Origin of the sequence: Mucilaginibacter gracilis (genome assembly GCF_003633615.1) — a bacterium.
GTDB classification, from domain to species: Bacteria; Bacteroidota; Bacteroidia; order Sphingobacteriales; family Sphingobacteriaceae; genus Mucilaginibacter; species Mucilaginibacter gracilis.
The window spans coordinates 1,690,582-1,709,099 of the sequence record NZ_RBKU01000001.1 but is presented as its reverse complement, the minus strand read 5'-3'; the positions used below and the strand labels follow the sequence as shown (position 1 = coordinate 1,709,099).

The 18,518-nt window shown below is 42.2% G+C and carries 20 protein-coding genes; 10 read left to right on the top strand and 10 right to left on the bottom strand.

The genetic code is table 11. The features are described from left to right. Positions 1-7 precede the first annotated feature (7 nt). The 3 genes from BDD43_RS07370 to BDD43_RS07360 all read left to right on the top strand — a co-directional run bounded on the left by BDD43_RS07370 (position 8) and on the right by BDD43_RS07360 (position 3,302). Positions 8-241 (top strand): hypothetical protein, encoded by a 234-nt coding sequence (locus BDD43_RS07370; RefSeq protein ID WP_147425588.1) that lies wholly within the window; start codon positions 8-10, stop codon positions 239-241. Positions 242-427: 186 nt separating this feature from the next. Further along, positions 428-2,890, top strand: a complete 2,463-nt coding sequence (locus BDD43_RS07365; RefSeq protein WP_121197072.1) for an outer membrane beta-barrel family protein — start codon at positions 428-430, stop codon at positions 2,888-2,890. A gap of 181 nt (positions 2,891-3,071) precedes the next feature. Next, the gene (locus BDD43_RS07360) at positions 3,072-3,302 is read left to right on the top strand and encodes a hypothetical protein (RefSeq protein ID WP_121197071.1); all 231 of its coding nucleotides are present in this window, start codon (positions 3,072-3,074) and stop codon (positions 3,300-3,302) included. A 150-nt stretch (positions 3,303-3,452) separates the two neighbouring features. Here BDD43_RS07360 and BDD43_RS07355 read toward each other — a convergent pair whose 3' ends face one another. Next, positions 3,453-4,346, bottom strand: a complete 894-nt coding sequence (locus tag BDD43_RS07355; protein WP_121197070.1) for an IS982 family transposase — start codon at positions 4,344-4,346, stop codon at positions 3,453-3,455. 67 nt (positions 4,347-4,413) lie between these two features. Between BDD43_RS07355 and BDD43_RS07350 the strand changes: the two genes are divergently transcribed. Then, positions 4,414-4,716 carry a putative toxin-antitoxin system toxin component, PIN family gene (locus tag BDD43_RS07350; RefSeq protein WP_121197069.1) on the top strand — a complete coding sequence of 101 codons (303 nt, stop codon included), beginning with the start codon at positions 4,414-4,416 and terminating at the stop codon, positions 4,714-4,716. Between the two features lie 35 nt (positions 4,717-4,751). On the opposite strand, the gene BDD43_RS07345 is transcribed toward BDD43_RS07350, so the two are convergent. Beyond that, complete coding sequence (locus tag BDD43_RS07345; protein WP_121197068.1) at positions 4,752-7,253, bottom strand: M14 family metallopeptidase; 2,502 nt, start codon at positions 7,251-7,253, stop codon at positions 4,752-4,754. A 139-nt stretch (positions 7,254-7,392) separates the two neighbouring features. Here BDD43_RS07345 and recQ point away from each other — a divergent pair, with 139 nt between their 5' ends. Further along, positions 7,393-9,534 carry a DNA helicase RecQ gene (gene recQ, locus BDD43_RS07340; protein WP_121197067.1) on the top strand — a complete coding sequence of 714 codons (2,142 nt, stop codon included), beginning with the start codon at positions 7,393-7,395 and terminating at the stop codon, positions 9,532-9,534. Here recQ and BDD43_RS07335 read toward each other — a convergent pair. After that, positions 9,531-10,040, bottom strand: coding sequence for a hypothetical protein (locus BDD43_RS07335; protein ID WP_121197066.1), 510 nt, complete (start codon positions 10,038-10,040; stop codon positions 9,531-9,533). The two genes, recQ and BDD43_RS07335, sit on opposite strands and share 4 nt — an antisense overlap. Positions 10,041-10,292: 252 nt before the next feature. Here BDD43_RS07335 and BDD43_RS07330 point away from each other — a divergent pair, with 252 nt between their 5' ends. Continuing rightward, positions 10,293-11,594: a UDP-N-acetylmuramoyl-tripeptide--D-alanyl-D-alanine ligase gene (locus BDD43_RS07330; protein WP_121197065.1), complete on the top strand. Its 1,302-nt coding sequence runs from the start codon at positions 10,293-10,295 to the stop codon at positions 11,592-11,594. Between the two features lie 21 nt (positions 11,595-11,615). On the opposite strand, the gene BDD43_RS07325 is transcribed toward BDD43_RS07330, so the two are convergent. Beyond that, a complete protein-coding gene (locus BDD43_RS07325; RefSeq protein WP_121197064.1) occupies positions 11,616-12,761 on the bottom strand; it encodes an NAD(P)/FAD-dependent oxidoreductase in 1,146 nt (381 codons plus the stop codon). Positions 12,762-12,819: 58 nt separating this feature from the next. Here BDD43_RS07325 and BDD43_RS07320 point away from each other — a divergent pair, with 58 nt between their 5' ends. Next, complete coding sequence (locus BDD43_RS07320) at positions 12,820-13,548, top strand: zinc metallopeptidase (RefSeq protein ID WP_121197063.1); 729 nt, start codon at positions 12,820-12,822, stop codon at positions 13,546-13,548. A gap of 43 nt (positions 13,549-13,591) precedes the next feature. Here the strand turns inward: BDD43_RS07320 and BDD43_RS07315 are convergent, their stop codons facing one another. The 3 genes from BDD43_RS07315 to BDD43_RS07305 all read right to left on the bottom strand — a co-directional run bounded on the left by BDD43_RS07315 (position 13,592) and on the right by BDD43_RS07305 (position 14,667). Further along, complete coding sequence (locus tag BDD43_RS07315; protein WP_121197062.1) at positions 13,592-14,023, bottom strand: putative toxin-antitoxin system toxin component, PIN family; 432 nt, start codon at positions 14,021-14,023, stop codon at positions 13,592-13,594. Then, entirely contained in the window at positions 14,010-14,240 is a 231-nt protein-coding gene (locus BDD43_RS07310) for a hypothetical protein (RefSeq protein ID WP_147425587.1), read from the bottom strand. The genes BDD43_RS07315 and BDD43_RS07310 overlap by 14 nt, the downstream gene beginning before the upstream one ends. A gap of 109 nt (positions 14,241-14,349) precedes the next feature. Beyond that, complete coding sequence (locus BDD43_RS07305; protein WP_162847000.1) at positions 14,350-14,667, bottom strand: Hsp20/alpha crystallin family protein; 318 nt, start codon at positions 14,665-14,667, stop codon at positions 14,350-14,352. A gap of 353 nt (positions 14,668-15,020) precedes the next feature. Between BDD43_RS07305 and BDD43_RS07300 the strand changes: the two genes are divergently transcribed. Then, complete coding sequence (locus BDD43_RS07300; RefSeq protein ID WP_121197059.1) at positions 15,021-15,374, top strand: DUF6249 domain-containing protein; 354 nt, start codon at positions 15,021-15,023, stop codon at positions 15,372-15,374. 150 nt (positions 15,375-15,524) lie between these two features. Here the strand turns inward: BDD43_RS07300 and BDD43_RS07295 are convergent, their stop codons facing one another. Genes BDD43_RS07295 through BDD43_RS07285 form a run of 3 tightly spaced genes read right to left on the bottom strand, consistent with a single transcriptional unit; the run spans position 15,525 to position 17,654 of the window. Beyond that, positions 15,525-15,953, bottom strand: a complete 429-nt coding sequence (locus tag BDD43_RS07295; RefSeq protein WP_121197058.1) for a hotdog fold thioesterase — start codon at positions 15,951-15,953, stop codon at positions 15,525-15,527. Further along, the gene (locus BDD43_RS07290) at positions 15,950-16,459 is read right to left on the bottom strand and encodes a DinB family protein (RefSeq protein ID WP_121197057.1); all 510 of its coding nucleotides are present in this window, start codon (positions 16,457-16,459) and stop codon (positions 15,950-15,952) included. The genes BDD43_RS07295 and BDD43_RS07290 overlap by 4 nt, the downstream gene beginning before the upstream one ends. Next, a complete protein-coding gene (locus BDD43_RS07285; protein WP_121197056.1) occupies positions 16,452-17,654 on the bottom strand; it encodes a sensor histidine kinase in 1,203 nt (400 codons plus the stop codon). Before BDD43_RS07285 ends, BDD43_RS07290 begins: the two co-directional genes overlap by 8 nt. A 148-nt stretch (positions 17,655-17,802) precedes the next feature. On the opposite strand from BDD43_RS07285, the gene BDD43_RS07280 reads away from it, so the two are divergent. Together BDD43_RS07280 and BDD43_RS07275 are read left to right on the top strand one after the other, a co-directional pair. Then, complete coding sequence (locus BDD43_RS07280) at positions 17,803-18,039, top strand: hypothetical protein (RefSeq protein WP_121197055.1); 237 nt, start codon at positions 17,803-17,805, stop codon at positions 18,037-18,039. Continuing rightward, the gene (locus BDD43_RS07275; protein WP_121197054.1) at positions 18,032-18,436 is read left to right on the top strand and encodes a PIN domain-containing protein; all 405 of its coding nucleotides are present in this window, start codon (positions 18,032-18,034) and stop codon (positions 18,434-18,436) included. Before BDD43_RS07280 ends, BDD43_RS07275 begins: the two co-directional genes overlap by 8 nt. Positions 18,437-18,518: the final 82 nt, after the last annotated feature.

The following is an 18,518-nucleotide window of genomic DNA, read 5'->3' as shown; positions in this document are numbered from 1 at the left end:
AGCAGCAATGAAACAAATTATTATGATTAGCCTAAGCCTGTCCGTATTAACGGGCAGGCCTGAGCTAAATAGGTTTGCAGCCAGCAAAACCGGCCTACCTGCCGGATTGAGCACTTATTGGTTAAAAAAGACTAAGAAAGAATTGTTACGAGCCCATGTAACCGTTTCGTTGCGCAGGGCTTTAGCTAATTCGGTACAGTTTATATCTGCCGGGTTGCCTGAGAAAGTTTTCCTGTTTTAAAAAAAACTGCTTTTTGCTGTAACCTTAGCGATGGTACGTGCATCTTAGTAATATACCCTAAAAGGTTTAATTGATTTTTAAAAATCCCAATCGGCGGTTGGGGCACAAGCTAAAAACTAACGAATAACATTTAAAGGAGGCGCAAAAATTCTCTTACCGGAATTTTATTGCCCAAAAAGCAGCAACATGAAAACTTTTTACAATAAATTATTGATACTATTAGCCTTGTTAACAGTGGTGCAAACGGCAAGTACCCTGGCACAACCAGCGGTAAAACCAACGGCAAAAATTACCGGCACCGTGCTTGATAACAAAGGCGCAGCTATGCCCTTCGCTACAGTGGGTTTGTTGAAGACAAAAGACTCATCACTGGTTAAAGGCGGCATTACCAACGAAAACGGCAAATACTTTTTGGACCGCGTGAGCAAAGGCACCTATATTATACGTGTTACTGTTATGGGTTATGCAACAACCAATAGCAAAATAATTAACGTTGCCGACAATGCTACCGATATTAATGTGCCTGCTATTACTTTGGGTAACAGCAGCAAAACCCTAAAAGAAGTTAACATTACCGCGGCCAAACCTTTGATTGAACGAAAGCTGGACCGCACGGTAATGAATATAGAGAATAGCGTGTTGGCAGCAGGCAATTCGGCAATGGAAATTTTGGAGAGGGCACCCGGCGTTTCGATAGATAAGGACGATAATATTAGCTTAAAGGGCAAACAAGGCGTTACCATTATGTTAGACGGTAAATTAACCTACCTATCATCGGCCCAACTGGCAACACTGTTACGCTCTACCGATGGCAACACCATACAATCAATAGAAATTATAACCAACCCATCGGCTAAGTACGATGCAGCGGGTAACTCGGGTATCATTAATATCAAATTAAAAAAGAATAAGCAATCGGGCACAAACGGGAGTGCTACGGTAACGGGCGGTTACGGCGCTTATCCTAAAAATAATGCTTCGGTAAACCTAAACCATAAAGACGGGCCGGTAAATGTATTTGGCTCATTTAGCCACGGCGACAGGCAACGTGCTAACGACATATATCTTAACCGTATAGTTGATGGCGGCACTGCCGGCCTAACCTATTTTAACCAGCATACCTTTATGCCGCAAAAAAGTTATAATAACACTTACAGGCTTGGTGCCGATTTTGATACCAGCCCTAAAAACACACTCGGCTTTTTAGTGAGCGGCTATTTTAACGGCGAACACGACGTTAATAACAATCGTACTGTAATAGGATCAACAGCGACAAAAATTGACTCGGTACAGAACACCAATTCGGGAATGGAGCAAACCTATAACGACTTTGCTGTTAACCTTAATGATAAGTTTACCATTGATACCGCCGGGCAAGAATTATCGGTTGCGGTTGATTACTCGAAGTTTAACAATACTAACGACGCCCATTACGATAATTATTTCTTTCTGGCCGATGGTTCCACAAAAAAGCCGACTGTGTTTTTACAAAACCAATCGCCATCAAGCATACGCATCATTACATCTAACGTAGATTATACTTACCCCATCAGCAAAAAGATAAAACTGGAAACAGGCATAAAAATAAGCGATGTTAAAACCGATAACAACCTACAGGCGCAAATTAAAAAGAACGATACGTTTATAAACGATACCTCGCGTACCAATCACTTTATTTACGACGAGCAACTTGCTGCAGGGTATGTTAATTTGAGTAAAACCTATAAAAACACGTCGGTACAAATTGGTGTAAGGGCCGAGAACACGCACTCAAACGGAAACTCAATTACTCAAAACAAGGTTGTTGACCGTAATTATATCGATTTTTTTCCGAGCTTATTTGTAAACCACACCTTATCCGAAAAAAATGAGGTAGGTTTTTCATACAGCCGCCGTATTGACCGCCCCAGCTACGACGATTTAAACCCATTTTTATATTACCTTGATCAATATACCTACCAACAAGGCAACCCTTACTTAAACCCACAATATACACACTCGCTGGAGTTTAACTATACCTATAATAAAACCCTTAACGTGAGTTTAAATTACAGCCATACCAGCGATGTAATAACCGAAGTGGTTTTAACTAACGCAACAACAAAAACCACCTACCAAACCAATATGAACCTGCAAAGCCAAAATGCTTACAGTATTAATATTAACACACCTTATAACTTTACCAAATGGTGGAGCGGTAACGTAAATGTTAATACCTTTTACCTTGCATTTAAATCAAACAACCTTGACGGTTCAAACCTTAACGACGGGCAGTTAGCAACCAAAATTAAAACCACAGAGACCTTTCAGTTGAGTAAAACCTTCAGGTTTGAATTTTCGTCAAACTACGAGTCGCCGTTGACCTATGGTTTGTTTAAGATAGGTTCGAGGTATTCTTTTGACGGGGGTATGAGCAAATCATTCGCGCAAAAGAAATTCAATGTTAAACTTTCGTTGAGCGATATATTCAACACATCCGACAATGATGTGAGCAGCAATTATGGCAACAACAACTTTAGCATTCACCAAAAAAACGAGAGCCGTGTTGCCCGCTTAACCCTAACCTATAACTTCGGTAATTCGAAAATTAAAACCCGCCAGCATTCAACAGATTCGGATGAAAAGAACAGAGTAAAATCGGGAAATTAAAATAAGCAACCACAGATTACATATTAAAGCCTGTTCCAAAAAAAGGAATGGGCTTTTGCTTTACTGCCCTACCATAGTGTAGCGTTATTAAATTGCAATCCGTTTCGTTAATGATAAAGACCTTGGAACATTCCCTGTGTTTTTTCGTAAATTTGTTATACAACACTCATTAATTTACAAAATGGAACGGATTGTATTAGAAGTAGATGATACCGTGGGTAAAATTTACCAAAGTTTTAGCAAGGAGAGTAAACAGCAATTGAGCCAAACCATTAGTATGATGGTTAAGAAAATGGTAAATGATGCCACCTTTGCTGATTATGCGAAATTGTTAGATAATATAGGTGATGAAGCACTGAAAAATGGCCTTACACCCGAAGTATTGGAAGAGCTATTGGCGAATAATGATTAACTCATTTGTTATTGATACCAATAGCTTAATAAGTGCTAACCTAACGCCCAATTCTGTTAATAGGATAGCGTACGATAAAATAAGACAAATTGGGATACCCGTTTATTCGGAAGCAACTCTTACAGAATTTGTAAACCTGAGTTCGATTAATCAGAAAGCAAGAATTTGATTAGATCGATTTTGTTGGTAGGATATTGAAGGTTTTTTAGGGAGAAATGAGTAAGCGATCAATCCAGATACGATATTAACGATAAAGCTGGTAAAAGATCGGTGTCTTGAATGTTCGACCTGGCAGATGTTTTTGAGTTCATCATTAACAGTCTCTATGACCGATCTCTTGCGGAGCATGATTTTGTCGTTCATGGTCATCAGACTGTTTTTCATATTGTTACGGATATTGGTTATCAGGTGTATATCACCAACAAACAATATTTTGGTCAGCTTTTCTGATATATAGCCTTTGTCGGCAAACAGTTTGCCAAAAACGGCTTTCAGGAAAGCTTCGTTTTTAAGTGGTTCCCGGTCATCTACGTTGGCCTGGGTAATAGCGAAGTTGAGTATTTCACCCTTGTCGCTAAGGACGATATGGAGCTTAAAGCCATAAAACCAGCCCATGGTTGATTTGCCTACTTCGGCAATACCTTTAAATACCTTATTTCTTTTAATCCGTTTGGTATGGCATACCCTTATCGGTGTAGAATCAACGAACGAAATGCCAGTACATAAGCCTAAACAACAGGTTTTGAGAAAGATAGACATCGGCATGAGGACACTTTGGCTAAGTTCTACAAAGCGGTTGTAGGATACGGTGTTAGGAAATTCACGCTGCATGTGCCTTTGCAGATAGAAGATATAGAAGTGTTTAAAACACCGGAAGCCGCTTAAATGAAAAAGCATACAAATGGATATGATCTCGCTTTTAGACATGGTTGGAGGACGTTTAGATGGCTTTCCTAACAGGAATGGTTGGGTAGTGGCATCAAAGTCTTTGCAAAACTCGTCAACAATACAAAAAATATCAGTAATTTTATCGTAGTCAATCATCTGGAAATGTATTTAAATATTTGAATGTCAGATACTTAAATATACTTACATTTCCTTTGATTGACAAATTTTATTTCATTTATTAATCGAACTCAGGTTTGTAAATACACTCATTCGGCCTAAGTTTGACAAATATATCTCAATCGAGAAAAGACTCGAAGCAATAAAAGCTTTCGAGAAAAAAGGTCAACTTATATCCGTGTCGGTTAATATTGATACCTGTCGCGACCCAAAAGACAACAAGTTTTTGGAGTTAGCTGTTGAAGCCGGAGCCTTGTGTATAGTAACCGGTGACAAAGATTTATTGGTTTTACACCCATTTCAAAACATTTCTATTTTAAGTACCGCCGATTTCTTAAAGGCATTTTAAATTTTACGTTCCGGAGAAGAAAACTGCAATATCATTTACTGCCCCACCATAAACACCGCATTACTAAACAGCAATTTGCCATTTTCCCAAAAGCTGCGAAAAAGAGGGTCGTCGGTTAAATAAATTACCGAACCACGGCCCAGTGGCTGTACGCCGAACAGCAAACCTTCGTTTAGTTTTTCTCGGGTTTTTTGGCCTACAAAGCCCGATACGTATGCGCCCTTTTTAAGAGTGCCTACATTCCAACCATCATCGCCAAAAAAATCGTAAAGCTGATCGCTTAATTTTAAGGTGTAATAATACCCGGGCAAACCGAATCCTAATGGGTGGCTGCTATCAACCGATACCTTATATACCGCGCCGGGGATGCTGCTTTTAATGGCATCCCTATCGCGGGCCTCGTAAATTTTGAGGCTGGTATTTTTTTTGTCCGAATCTGGCTTATCTTCTTTCTTGCTTTCTTTTTGTTTAATGCTAAAACCCTTTTTATCAACCAATGCATTTATGGCACTTTCTAAAGCTATCAACCTGCCGCCGTCGCGTATCCAGCTTTGTAATTTATCATAAGGCAAGTTGTCGTAATTGCCGTCGGGGAAAACCGCTACATCAAAATCGCTGAGTTTAATGCGGTTCAAATCCTGCGAACGTACTATGGTGATTGGGAAGCCAATTTGCTGCTCAAACAATTGCCAAACCTCGCCCATACCTCCAGACGATACGCCATCGCCGGCAACCAGCATAATATTGGGCTTAGTGATGTATTTAATGTACGACGAACCCAGATCGGCACCTTTATCTACAAAGCCGGATACCAGCGGGGTTATATCGCGGGCAAACGTAACGGCTGCTTTTTTAACCAGATCGTCAAAATTGTTTTGCTTGTTGCCATTACGGGCAATAATGAGCGAACCGGCAGCAAATTTTTTTCCGGCAGCTTCAAAAGCCGTTTCGGAGTAGCGCACCTTAATGTTCTGTTTTAACAAGGCGGCTAAAAACTTAACATCTTCCATCGATTTCCATTCGCATACATAAGCATAAGCATTCGCTTCGGGTGCGGTTAGTTCAACACCGGCAAGAGTAACTTTCTTTTCAGCCGCAATACTTTGTTTTAGTCCGTATGTTTTTAGTCCGTAGGCATAGGGTAAGGCCCAGGCAGTAATATCATAGGTATTAGAATCGGCAATAAAGGTTTTGGGCTCAAACAGCACATTAAGCAAAACAGCTTTGGGCTGGTGGGCATCAATAACCAGATCGCTATTGGTAATGCTAAAGTTTTCGGTAACGCCCGAAAAGTAGTTATAACCCGACACCGGCCCTGCCGGGATGCCGAAGCCATAGGTGATACCATTTTTATCTAAAAGGCTTTTTAGCGAGTTTATTTTGTCCCAGTTATCGTTTTTTACCACATAGCCCTTAAACTCGCCCGGTGGGGCGTTGCGGCTATCATCATAAAACTTTTTAAATTCGGTTATCAGTCTGCTTGCGTTTGCAGATGCCATTTCAACCGTACTCAACCCGGTGGTTAGGTGGTGGGCTATCCTATCGGCAAGGGTTAGGGTGTCGCCATCGGCAGTTACTACGGCAAGGCCGCCGCGTATGCCGCCCTGCTCATACGTCATGCCGATGGAGCCGTTATATAGCGGATAAGTATCACCGTAAGATGGATAAAGCAAATCAAACTCTTCCTTGGTAAAATAAAACCAGCCATTTTTATCAAAGTATTTAGCATTGTTGCGGCCAATTTGGGTTTGAAATGCCTTTTGCCACGGCGTTATAACGCGATGGAAGGGTTCGGCGGCGGGCGCAAAATAATAGGGGGCGTTGTAGCCCTGCTCGTGGTAGTCAACATGTATCTGCGGAAGCCACTGGTTAAACAATGCTACCCGTGCCTGCGATTCTTTTTGAGTTTGCCAGGCCCAGTCGCGGTTTAAATCAAAGTAATAATGGTTAACCCTGCCACCCGGCCAGGGTTCCTGGTGCTCGCGCGATTCGGGATTAGCGTCGGGCGTGGCGCTGCGCACCGGGTTGTAAAAGTTAACAAAGCGTTCGCGCCCATCAGGGTTAAGGCATGGGTCAATCACCACAACGGTATTTTTAAGCCAGCCCTTTGTTTTTGCGTTGGCCGGATCAACCATTTCGTACAGGGTTTGCATGGCCGCCTCGCTGGAGCTGGGCTCATTACCATGAACGTTGTAACTCAACCAAACTATGGCCGGGCCATCCAAGGCGGCGGCTCCGGTTTCTATCCCGGTTAATTTGAGATTATTGTGGCGGATTTCATCTAAACGATTCACGTTTTCTGCCGAGGCTATAAAAGCGGCAATAAGTGGCCTGCCCTCGTTAGTGGTGCCGTATTGCTGTAGCTTTACATTTTTTGAAACCTGGGCTATATATTTAAAATAGTCTACAATGCGGTAATGGTTGGTAAACTGGCTGCCCAGTTGATAGCCCAGAAAATCGGACGGCGATTGTATTTTTTGCGCAAAAGCATTAACAACAAAGCAGGTTATAAATATAAAGGCGTAAAATTTTTTCATGAAATAATTATGATAGGCTAAGCTAAAAAAGAATTACCAATTTAAACTATACCCGCCCAATAAATACCGAATACGGCAAGCCAGATACCTTACTACCGTGTTTAGTATTATTTGTATTTTTACCAACACAACATTTACCATGACTACCCACCAGGCACTACATAAATATTTTGGTTATAACGAGTTTAGGCACGAGCAGGAAGCCATTATTACGCATGTTTTAAACCAACAGGATGCTATGGTGCTGATGCCTACGGGCGGAGGAAAATCTATTTGTTACCAGTTGCCGGCAGTAATGTTTGATGGGTTAACGGTTGTAATTTCGCCGTTGATTGCCTTGATGAAAGACCAGGTTGATGCATTGAATATTAACGGTATTAATGCCGCCTTTTTAAACTCGTCGCAAAACGATAATGAGCAGCGGGAAATAGTAAAACAATTAAAAGCCAACCAAATTAAGCTGCTTTACCTTGCACCGGAGCGTTTGTTTAGTTCGGAAAGCCGGTTGATTGATTTTTTGAAGACACTCAAGGTATCGCTGATAGCTATTGACGAGGCGCACTGTATATCGCACTGGGGCCATGATTTCAGGCCCGAGTATTTGATGCTGGCGGGGTTAAAAATATCGTTCCCTAATATACCCGTAATTGCCTTAACTGCCACAGCCGATAAAATAACCCGGAAGGATATACTGGATAAACTCAAGCTGAATAATCCGCGGGAGTTTGTTTCGTCGTTCGACAGGAAGAACATTAACTACCGCATATCGCCCAAAAAAAACAGCTTTAACCAGTTGCTTACTTTTTTGGATGAGCATAAGGATGATTCGGGGATTATTTATTGCTTGTCTCGGCAATCAACCGAGAATTTAGCATCGGAATTGCGGAGTCAGGGTTATTCGGCAGAGGCTTACCATGCCGGGCTGGATAAGGCCACCAAAGATAAAAACCAGGAAGCCTTTTTACGCGACGAGGTTAAAATAATTGTAGCCACCATAGCCTTTGGGATGGGCATCAATAAATCGAACGTGCGGTTTGTGGTGCATATGGATATGCCCAAAAACATTGAGGGTTATTACCAGGAAACGGGGCGCGCGGGCAGGGACGGTTTGCCAAGCAAGGCATTGCTGTTTTTTTCGTATGGTGATTTTGAAAAACTTAAAGGCTTTGCCAAGGTTGAAGGTAACGAAGAGCAAAGCAAAATAATGCTTAAAAAGCTTGATGATATAGTTACCTTTTGCCAACTGCAAACCTGCCGCCGCCAATTTTTACTACGTTACTTTGATGAGCAGGCACCCGATAATTGCGGCCAGTGCGATGTTTGCCTAAGCGAATACGAAAAAATTGATGGCACCATCATCGCACAAAAGGCATTTTCGGCAATAGCGCGGCTGGGCGAAAGTTTTGGCATGGGTTACGTAATTGATTTGCTGCGCGGATCGAAAAACGAAAAGCTGCGCGACCAGCATAAACAACTTAAAACCTATGGCATAGGTGCAGATATAAGTAAGGCCGACTGGCAGCAGTACATACGCGAGTTAATAGCCAGGGGGTACATCCGCACGGAGGGCGACCCCTACCCTGTTTTGAAACTAAACCCGATAGCTACCGATGTACTGAAAGGCTTTCAAAGGGTGCAACTTACCCAATCGCAAACGTTGCAGCAAGAACAGGTTGCCGAAGTGATGCCTTACGAGGCCGGCCTATTGCTGCAATTGAAAGACATCAGGCTAAAAATTGCTACTCGCGAAAACGTGCCTGCTTACATTATATTATCCGACGCTACCTTGCTGGAGATAGCTACTTACCTGCCTGCCGGTTTAACGGAACTGCGGCAAATATCGGGCTTTGGCGATGTTAAAATGGAGCGTTATGGCAGCGAGGTTACTGAGGCCGTGCTTGCTTATTGCAAACAATACGGGTTAACATCGCTCATGGCAAAAAAAGCACCTAAGCGCGAACGGAAGGTTAAAACAAACCGCACCAACAGTACACAAGCCGAAAGTTTAAATTTATTTAAAGCAGGCCTGTCGGTAGCCGAAATTGCTGCCGAACGGAAACTATCGCCCATGACTATAGAAGCGCATTTATGCCAGTTTGTACAAACCGGCGAACTTGACGTTTTTGAATTGGTTGAGATGGGCAAGATTGATACCATTAAAGAAGCCATAGAAAGCTACGGCCACGAACGCCTTGCCCCACTTAAAGAAGTATTAGGCGAAAATTATACCTACACCGAGATTAAGGCCGTTTTGGCATGGATGCAGCGCGAAAACGCTTAACACTCCCAGGCTATGTTTTCGGTTATTTTGCCTATACCAAACGGAACAGAATACTCGTTTTTTTCGGTTGGCTTACTTTCGTGGTTAAAACCCAGCTGGTGGCACCACTCGTGGGCCAAATGGCTGGTATAACCCGCTAACGACAGGCTGTTAAACCAATTGCGGTAGGTGTAAATATGCTGTGTATCGGGGTTGGTATAGCCCAATTGTTCAACATCACCACCGGGTAACATCTCAAGCTTTAAATCAATAGCGTTAGCCTCTGCCCCATCCGGCTGAGTTAACATGCGGTAAACATCGCTGTTAGAGTATGGTTTATCTATCCAGTTACCTAAAAACGATTTTCGGTAATGAAACCGATATAGTCCATTGGTGCTAAAGTGCAAAACACGCTCTTTAAATTTATCGCTATTAAGTATATTGTTTAGTACTTGTTGTGCGGCCTCTACTTTTTGCAGTTCGTAAGCGCTGAAGCCGTTAGCTGTAGTTATATTAATTTTTACCATGGCTGTATGTGTTAAATTAATACTTAAACCTGTTTAATACGAATTTAAACAAGCTATCTTCAAGCCGCACCTACGTTTAAGTAAGTATTTAAAAGTATTTTATAACATACTTTAATTTGTTATCATAATTTTAAAAAAGTGCACAGCAAATTAAAATTATTTCATTTTTTTAGGGGCTTAAAACTGCTTTGGTGTTTTTTGCTTTTATTGAAGCTAAATTTTTAAACTTGCATTGCAACAATTCATCAACCCATGACTACGGATCAGTTATATCAGCTTTATCTGCAATACCCTGTTATTAGTACTGACACCCGGAAGATAATACCCGGAAGCCTGTTTTTTGCCTTAAAGGGAGATAAGTTTGATGCCAACACTTTTGCACAACAAGCCCTTGAAGCCGGCGCGGCTTATGCCGTGGTAGATAATGCCCAATACGCCCTTACCGATAAATGCATACTGGTTGATGATGTATTAACAGCGTTGCAAAACCTGGCCGCGCACCACCGCAGCCAACTACATATTCCGTTTATTGGCCTCACGGGATCAAACGGAAAAACAACTACTAAAGAATTAATTAAGGCGGTACTATCGCAACATTATAAAACCTATGCCACAACGGGTAATTTAAACAATCATATTGGTGTACCGTTAACCATTTTGGGCATTGACAATACTATTGAGATGGCTGTGATAGAAATGGGTGCTAATCATCAAAAAGAAATTGAACTGCTATGCAGCATTGCGCAGCCCAATTATGGCCTCATTACCAATGTAGGCAAAGCGCACCTTGAAGGCTTTGGCGGGGCCGAAGGCGTAAAAAAAGGAAAAGGCGAATTGTACGATTACCTTAAAGCAAACAACGGAATATTATTTATTAATACCGATAGTGATGATTTGATACAAATGCAGTTACAAAGGGGTTTGGATGGCTATAATTACGGCACCCGCCCTAACATTAATTTTATACGGGGCGAACTGGTTAACACGGCACCCTACATTTCGTTAAAATGGACCCGTAACGAAACGGATGTTTACGAGGCTGGCACGCAGCTTACCGGTGTATATAATTTGCATAACATATTGGCCGCTATTTGTATAGGCTGTTATTTTAAGCTTTCGCCGGAGGAAATTTATGCGGGGATAAGCGGCTATCGGCCGCAGAACAACCGGTCGCAAATAGCTAAAACGGCAACTAACACCTTAATTTGCGATTATTACAATGCCAACCCGAGTAGCATGTTTGTTGCCATTGAAAATATTGATAAACTACCTGCCGAACATAAGGTAGCCATACTGGGCGATATGTTTGAACTGGGCGAAGAATCGGCAGCGGAGCATTTGGGTGTTGTTGCCAAAGCAATGCAGGCCGGTATTGACGAACGCATTTTTATAGGCGACGAGTTTTATAAACAAAATGGCCTGGTTGATGCCACCTTTTACCGCACCGTTGCCGAGGCACAAGCGGGCTTAAAAAATAAACCGATTAAAAACTCTACCATTTTAATTAAAGGCTCGCGCGGGATGGCTTTGGAGCGGCTGGTGGAGCTGTTTTAAATTATTGATACCAAAAACCGATTAACTATTCAAAGCCAATTCAGCAACCTCCTCGCCTACCAGGCTGCCCATTGCCACGCCCATGCCGTTGCATTTAACGGCGCAAAACACGTTGGGTTGCACCTGTTTAATTATGGGTTTAACGCCTTCGCCAAAGCCCATTATGCCGCTCCACCAATAGTCAATTTCGAAGTGCTGGTGGGGCAATATAACTTCTGTAAGATAGCTGGTGAGTTGCTGTTTTACCTTTTCGGTATGGCCAAAGTGCCAGGTTTGTTCGGCCTCAAAATCGAGGTTGCGCCCACCGCCAAATAGTACGCGGCCATCAATATTGCGGAAATAGTAATAGCCCTGGTTAAAGTGATAGGTGCCTTTAAGCTTTAAACCTGCCACTGGTTTGGTAACCAAAACCTGCCCACGGCCCGGCACTACCGCCAGTTGCGGAAACAACTGTTGCGCAAAGGCATTGGTAGCAATAATTACCTTATTGCATTTAAAGCTGCCTTGGGCGGTAAGTACCTGCATAAAATTATCACCCTCCAATACTTGGTTTACGTGGCAACTGTTTAACACCAATACGCCCAGGCTTTGCACTTTTGCAAGCAAGGTGCGCATCATTTTGCCGGTATCTATCTGGCCTTCGCTGGTGTTGTATATCATCCGGCTAACGCCTTTAAAACCGAAGGCTGCAATTTTAGCATCCGTTACTGAATAATTGTCAGTTATTCCTAATACGGGTTGTAAAATTTTATTGAGGTAGTGTAATTTTTCAATAGCGTTATTTGCTTCGCTTTCTTCTCCGTTCAAAAAAAGTTCGTAACCGCCGTGTTGCTGGTAGTTGATGTGAGCATCGCCCAGGTTTTGCCTTAGGCGTTGCAAGCCGCGCCATTTATACTGGGCAAGAGTTAAAACCTCATCTTCGGAAGCCTGTTCAAGGTATTCCAGTTGCTCTGAAACTGTGCCGAAACATGCAAAACCGGCATTTTTTGTACTGGCACCGCTGGGTAAAAAGCCCCGTTCTAACACCATTACTTTTAATTGAGGCTGTAGGGCTTTTAAATGCAACGCTGCACTTAAACCTACTATGCCGCTGCCAATAATAATTACATCGGCGGCGTGTAAAAATGCAGTTTGCTCCCAGTACGAAAATGTATTTGATGCTAACACGGTAAGTTTTGCGTTAATATTAGGAATACTTTTTGAATGTACTATAAAAATTAAAGATATGAACCACTTACTTTTTTTAATGGGATATATGAGTTACAACTCGGGATGGCTGTTGATGATAGCCATTGCGATAGTTAGCTTTTTTGTGCAGATGCGTTTTAGGAACAAGTTTAAACAATACTCGGAAATTGGCTTACTATCGGGTCTTTCGGGAAGGGAGGTTGCCGAGAAAATGTTGATTGACAACAATATTTATGATGTACAGGTGATTTCGGTAGATGGCCAACTGACCGACCATTACAACCCGGAAACTAAAACCGTTAATTTGAGTCCCGATGTTTACCATAGCCGCAGCGTTGCCGCAGCAGCCATTGCCGCACACGAATGCGGGCATGCCGTGCAACATGCAAGGGCATATAGCTGGCTCAGTTTCCGCTCGTTTATGGTGCCGGTTGTGCAAACGGCATCAACCTTAACCACCTGGACGCTGATGATAGGCGTGCTGTTGCTGGTGTTTTCGGGCAGCCCCTATGTTTTGGCCATTGGCGTTATAGCCCTGGGGCTTGTTACCGCTTTTAGCTTTATTACGCTGCCTGTTGAGTTTGATGCCAGCAACCGCGCCCTTGCTTGGCTTAATAAAAATTACACCGTAATGCGCACCCACCAGGAGCATGAGCAAGCCAAAGACGCCCTATGGTGGGCCGCCATGACGTATGTGGTTGCCGCTTTAGGCTCGTTGGCTACGTTGCTTTACTATGCATCGTTTTTGTTTAACAGGCGTAGTTAAGGTGCAATGATATTAAACAATAAAACCCGCCAGTGTGCGGGTTTTATTGTTTAATATCATCGGCAAACAGATCTCGGAAAACAGATGCTTTTATGATGGGAATATTTTTAAAAGGGTGCAGAACCAGCAGATCATTGTCTCCGCTCACGATGCAATAAGCCGAAATGTCTATAGCCAAATTAAGTAGCTTATCATCGTCGGGATCACGGCAATAAGAACCATTAGACAAGGGCTTAATAAATATGGATACATGGGCCAATCGTTCAATAATTTGGATGCGTTCTTGCTCAGAAAAGTATTTATCAAATTTCTTTCTAAACAACACCTGTTCAAATTCAGCAAATGTTTCGGTTGAGAAAACCAAAGTGCCGTTTGCGATGGCTTTTTCTAAAGCAAAAAAAGCAACAGAACCCGAAATAAGAAATGCGCTAATTAAAGTATTTGTATCAAAAATGTACAGATCAGTCTTTGCCATTTAATATGTCGTTCAACAAATCTTCGGTAAGGCCGCGTTCAGCGGCTTTGTTTTGTACCTCTTTTACAAACAGTATAAAATCGGCGTCGTTTTTTTGTTCAAATGCTTTTTTTAGCAGGTTGTTTACTGTTGCAGTAACCTGCAATTTTTTCTGCTCAGATGCATAACGCCAATTGCGTGCTATATTATCATCTACTTCTAAAACAATTCTTTCCATCACAATTGAATTACTACCTACAAATTTAACAATAAACTTTATGCTTTTATGTAAAATACAGTAAGTCAATAAACTTGTGTTTTACATAAACAGCATAAGCCATCAAATATTAGTTAACCTTAATTTCCTGCGCGGGCTTTTGAGCCTCAACGGTTTTAGGGAGCGTGATAGTAAGCACGCCGTTGCTTTGGGTTGCGCTGATGTTTTGGGCATCAACCTGGCCGTTAAGGTTGAGTACACGCTCGAAGGATTTTACCGGGAACTCTTGCCGGCTAAAGTTTGGTTCCTGGTTTTCATCAAGTGTGCGGGTTCCGCTGATGTAGAGTACATCGTCGGTTACGGATAGTTTGATGTTTTCTTTTAAAAAGCCAACTGCATATACATGCACCTCAAAGTTGGTTTCGTTATCTGTAATGTTAAGGGGCACGTTGTACTTTGGCCTTTGGAAACCGTGGTGCGCATGTGCCTGCCAAAGTGGTGTAATTTACCGTGCCCGAAATTTGCTGATGCAGGGCCGCAACCTTGTGCGCCTCTTGCTGTATGGTGTTTACTAAACATGTTGTTTTTATTTACATGAGTAGACGGCAGGGGCCGGAAATTACTTTAAATGATAGCCAATACGCGGCAGCGGGTTAAAATATCGGAATGTAGTAACCGGAAATAATAATTGTAATTTTTTTGTTTGAGGGTGTAACCTGTTTAAAAACTGTGTAGTCATAGCTTACAAATACAACGGAATTAATTAACAAAAATTAAAAATTATTTTAAATAACAAATATTATGGACACCGCAAACTTAGGCATACTTGCCGGAATTATTATTTCACTATCCACTTTCGCATTGATATTCAGCGTTTTTTATCTATACAAACGCGAAAAAATGGCTATGATTGAGCGTGGCATGGACCCCCGCATTTACAAACAACAATCGGCACCTTACCAAACCTTAAAATGGGGATTGCTTTTGATGGGTTCGGGATTGGGGTTGTTTATTGCCTTTGTACTGGACCATAAAGTATTTACCGACGACGGCCATGTTGCCCCAATTTACTTTTCGATGATAGGCCTTTTTGGTGGCCTGGGTTTACTTGCCTCCTTTTTAGTAGAGAAAAAACAAACGCTGGATAAGGAATAAATAGGTTGATGGGTGAGTTGGGTGATGGTTCATAGATCATGGTTCATAGTAAGAATATCGACCGGGTGAATTGGTTGATGGTAAGAAATCTTGCCTGGTTATCAAGGAGATCCATGATCTATGAACCATCAACTATGAACCAACAATAACCTAAACCTTCGGTATCACCGCCACTGTTAGCCTGCTGATGCAGCTCATTTTACCTTTGTCGTTATAAATTTTAATATCCCAAACGTGGGTTTTGCCGCCAATGTGTATAGGAGTACAAACAGCGGTAACCAGGCCCGATTTTACAGGTCGCAAATGGTTGGCGTTCACCTCCTGCCCAACGGCCATATACTTATCCGGATCAATTACCAACGAGGATGCTATGCTGCCTATGCTTTCGGCAAGCACCACCGAAGCGCCGCCGTGCAAAATACCATAGGGCTGGTGGGTACGCTCGTCAACCGGCATGGTGGCCTTGATGTAGTCGTCGCCAATTTCGGTAAATTCAATACCCAGTAAGGCACCTATATGGTTTTTAGGGCGGTTGTTTATTGCGACGGCATCGGCCTGGCCAAACCAAAGCCTGCTCATAAATAACGCTCTTTAATAATTTGGATGTGGTGCAGTTCGTGCCCGGCTATAATATATAACAAGGCATTTACCGTTACCCGGTTGCCGCTTGCCAGGCCAAAGCGTTGCTTTTCTTCGGCGTTGAGGGTTTTACAAAAAAAGATGTTTGCCTGCCGGGTAAGCCTAAACTCCTCTATCATATCGTCCATTTCAAAATCGTTATGGCGCGAGTTAAGCACATACTCATCCTGATCGAAACCGGGTAAAGGGGTATCGTCGTTCCGGGCAAAGCGGAGGGCGCGGTAAGCCATTATACGCTCGGTATCTATCATGTGGCCCAGCGTTTGCTTAATTGTCCACTTACCTTCGGCGTAAGCATAAGCAGCCCGCTCTGTCGTGAGCGATTTAAAAAATTGGTAAGTTTGTTGTTGCTGGTTTTGCAATATGGTTAAAATACTGCCTTCGCCAACTTTGCTAATGTAGGTTTCGTGAAAGGGAACGTAATCGCCCGGTTGTGGTTTACCCATTGCTGCGGTTTTTTAATATGATACGGAATGTGGTGCCTTTGCCTAATTCGGAGTCTTTCACAAATATCTGTCCTTCGTGGTAATTTTCTATCATTCGCTTGGTGAGCGATAGCCCCAAACCCCAGCCGCGTTTGCGCGTAGTGTAGCCGGGTTGAAACACCGTTAAAAACTTTGATTTTGCAATGCCCTTGCCCGTATCGGTAACATCAATATAAATTTGTTTTTTGGCGTTGTGTAACGATATATCTACCGTGATACTCCCGGTATTATCAATAGCGTTGATGGCATTTTTCATCAGGTTCTCCAACACCCAATCAAACAGGGGTATGTTTATGCCGGCTTTGAGGTTGGCATCGCCTTTTACTATAAAGCTTATTTTGTTGCTTACGCGAAACTTAAAGTAATTAACATAATCGTTAACAACATCGTAAACGGAATGCACTTCGAGGATGGGTTTTGAGCCGATTTTGGAGAACCTGTCGGCCACAATTTCCAGGCGTTTTACATCGTTTTCCATTTCGGCAATCAGCGGGTCGTCTTCGGCATTAAACTTATCCTTCATGAGTTCAATCCAGGCCATCAACGATGATATTGGCGTACCCAACTGGTGGGCGGTTTCTTTAGCCAAGCCTACCCAAACTTGGTTTTGTTCGGATTTTCGCGAGGAGTTAAAGGCCGTATAGGCAACCAGTAAAAAAATGGCAATTACGGTTAACTGAATGTACGGGAACACCTTTAACTGCGTTAGCAAGGGCGAATCCTGATAATAAACCAACCAGTATTCGTTACTAAAAATGGATATTTTAATGGGTTCGTGCTGGCTCTTCATGTACTCGAGCTGGGCACGGAAGTAAAGCGGATCGAACTTGATCTTCCGTTTTTTATTGCCGGGATCCTGGAGGTAGGTTTTGGTAGAATCGAGCCCGCGGGTAAATTTAATGTCGCCAATTTCGTCAACCACAATGGCGGGTACGGCAAGGCTATCGCGCACATCGGTAACAAATTTAATAAAGTCGTTATCATCTGCCGAAAATTGCTGCCTGATGCTCATTGCCCATACTTCGGCCCGGGTACGCTCGTTGCGGGCAATGCCGCGCACTAAAAAGCTGGTGTACAGTAACGAACCGCTTGCTATAATAACAGCAAAAAACAGGAGCAGGTACTTCCAGCGGCGCTTATTTTCGTACGGGTTCATCTTCATGGATAATCCAAATTAAACGAAATTATTTCGGATGTGGGAGGTTGGATTTCGGATTTATTGATTTTCTAACGATCAAAATTATATTTTACGACTTCCAAATACAATCATCGGCAATAGCTTAACTTTTTGTAAATTTGATATTATGATACGGACGATATTAAAATCTGATAAGAATAGTCTTACGCTGGAATTGCCCGATGATTTGGTTGGAAAAATGATTGAGGTTATTGCCTTCTCTGTTGAAGATGCTAAAGTATTTGAAAAAGATACTGCGCCAAAAGAAACCAGGGTTGCCATTTTAAAAGATAAATTGAAGCATTTTACTTTTAACAGCGGAGGGTATAAATTCGATCGTGACGAAGCGAACGACTATGAGTAACATTGCTATTGATACCAATATATTGCTTTATGCCCTGGATGATTTTTATCCCGAAAAGCAAAATACCGCTATCCAGATCATAGCCGACAAGCCCTTATTTTGTTCACAGACTGTTAGTGAATTCGCCAATGTATGTCTTCGCAAATGGAAATTTCCCAAATCTAAAGTTGCTGAATTGATAAAAACCTACCTTCAACAAGGAATATACGTTCCCGTAAGCGAGCAAATGATAGTGAAGGCTGCAGACATTATGAATAAGTATGATTTTCAATTATTTGACTCCATAATTATTTCATTTGCGTTGGAGTCGGGATGTTCTTTATTATATTCTGAAGATATGAATAACGGACAAATCATAGAAAAACAACTCACCATTGTAAATCCGTTTACGATTTAAGCAATTAAAATTGCTTTGGTTCATGAGCCCTCACGCCCCACCCCGAAATCGAACATACCGAAATCCGACATTAAAACGACTT

Bases quoted from the DNA above. Each gene is read 5' to 3' on its own strand.
- BDD43_RS07370 (WP_147425588.1), top strand. From the start codon at position 8: ATGAAACAAATTATTATGATTAGCCTAAGCCTGTCCGTATTAACGGGC.
- BDD43_RS07365 (WP_121197072.1), top strand. From the start codon at position 428: ATGAAAACTTTTTACAATAAATTATTGATACTATTAGCCTTGTTAACA.
- BDD43_RS07360 (WP_121197071.1), top strand. From the start codon at position 3,072: ATGGAACGGATTGTATTAGAAGTAGATGATACCGTGGGTAAAATTTAC.
- BDD43_RS07355 (WP_121197070.1), bottom strand. From the start codon at position 4,346: ATGATTGACTACGATAAAATTACTGATATTTTTTGTATTGTTGACGAG.
- BDD43_RS07345 (WP_121197068.1), bottom strand. From the start codon at position 7,253: ATGAAAAAATTTTACGCCTTTATATTTATAACCTGCTTTGTTGTTAAT.
- recQ (WP_121197067.1), top strand. From the start codon at position 7,393: ATGACTACCCACCAGGCACTACATAAATATTTTGGTTATAACGAGTTT.
- BDD43_RS07335 (WP_121197066.1), bottom strand. From the start codon at position 10,040: ATGGTAAAAATTAATATAACTACAGCTAACGGCTTCAGCGCTTACGAA.
- BDD43_RS07330 (WP_121197065.1), top strand. From the start codon at position 10,293: ATGACTACGGATCAGTTATATCAGCTTTATCTGCAATACCCTGTTATT.
- BDD43_RS07320 (WP_121197063.1), top strand. From the start codon at position 12,820: ATGAACCACTTACTTTTTTTAATGGGATATATGAGTTACAACTCGGGA.
- BDD43_RS07315 (WP_121197062.1), bottom strand. From the start codon at position 14,023: ATGGCAAAGACTGATCTGTACATTTTTGATACAAATACTTTAATTAGC.
- BDD43_RS07310 (WP_147425587.1), bottom strand. From the start codon at position 14,240: ATGGAAAGAATTGTTTTAGAAGTAGATGATAATATAGCACGCAATTGG.
- BDD43_RS07300 (WP_121197059.1), top strand. From the start codon at position 15,021: ATGGACACCGCAAACTTAGGCATACTTGCCGGAATTATTATTTCACTA.
- BDD43_RS07295 (WP_121197058.1), bottom strand. From the start codon at position 15,953: ATGAGCAGGCTTTGGTTTGGCCAGGCCGATGCCGTCGCAATAAACAAC.
- BDD43_RS07290 (WP_121197057.1), bottom strand. From the start codon at position 16,459: ATGGGTAAACCACAACCGGGCGATTACGTTCCCTTTCACGAAACCTAC.
- BDD43_RS07285 (WP_121197056.1), bottom strand. From the start codon at position 17,654: ATGAACCCGTACGAAAATAAGCGCCGCTGGAAGTACCTGCTCCTGTTT.
- BDD43_RS07280 (WP_121197055.1), top strand. From the start codon at position 17,803: ATGATACGGACGATATTAAAATCTGATAAGAATAGTCTTACGCTGGAA.
- BDD43_RS07275 (WP_121197054.1), top strand. From the start codon at position 18,032: ATGAGTAACATTGCTATTGATACCAATATATTGCTTTATGCCCTGGAT.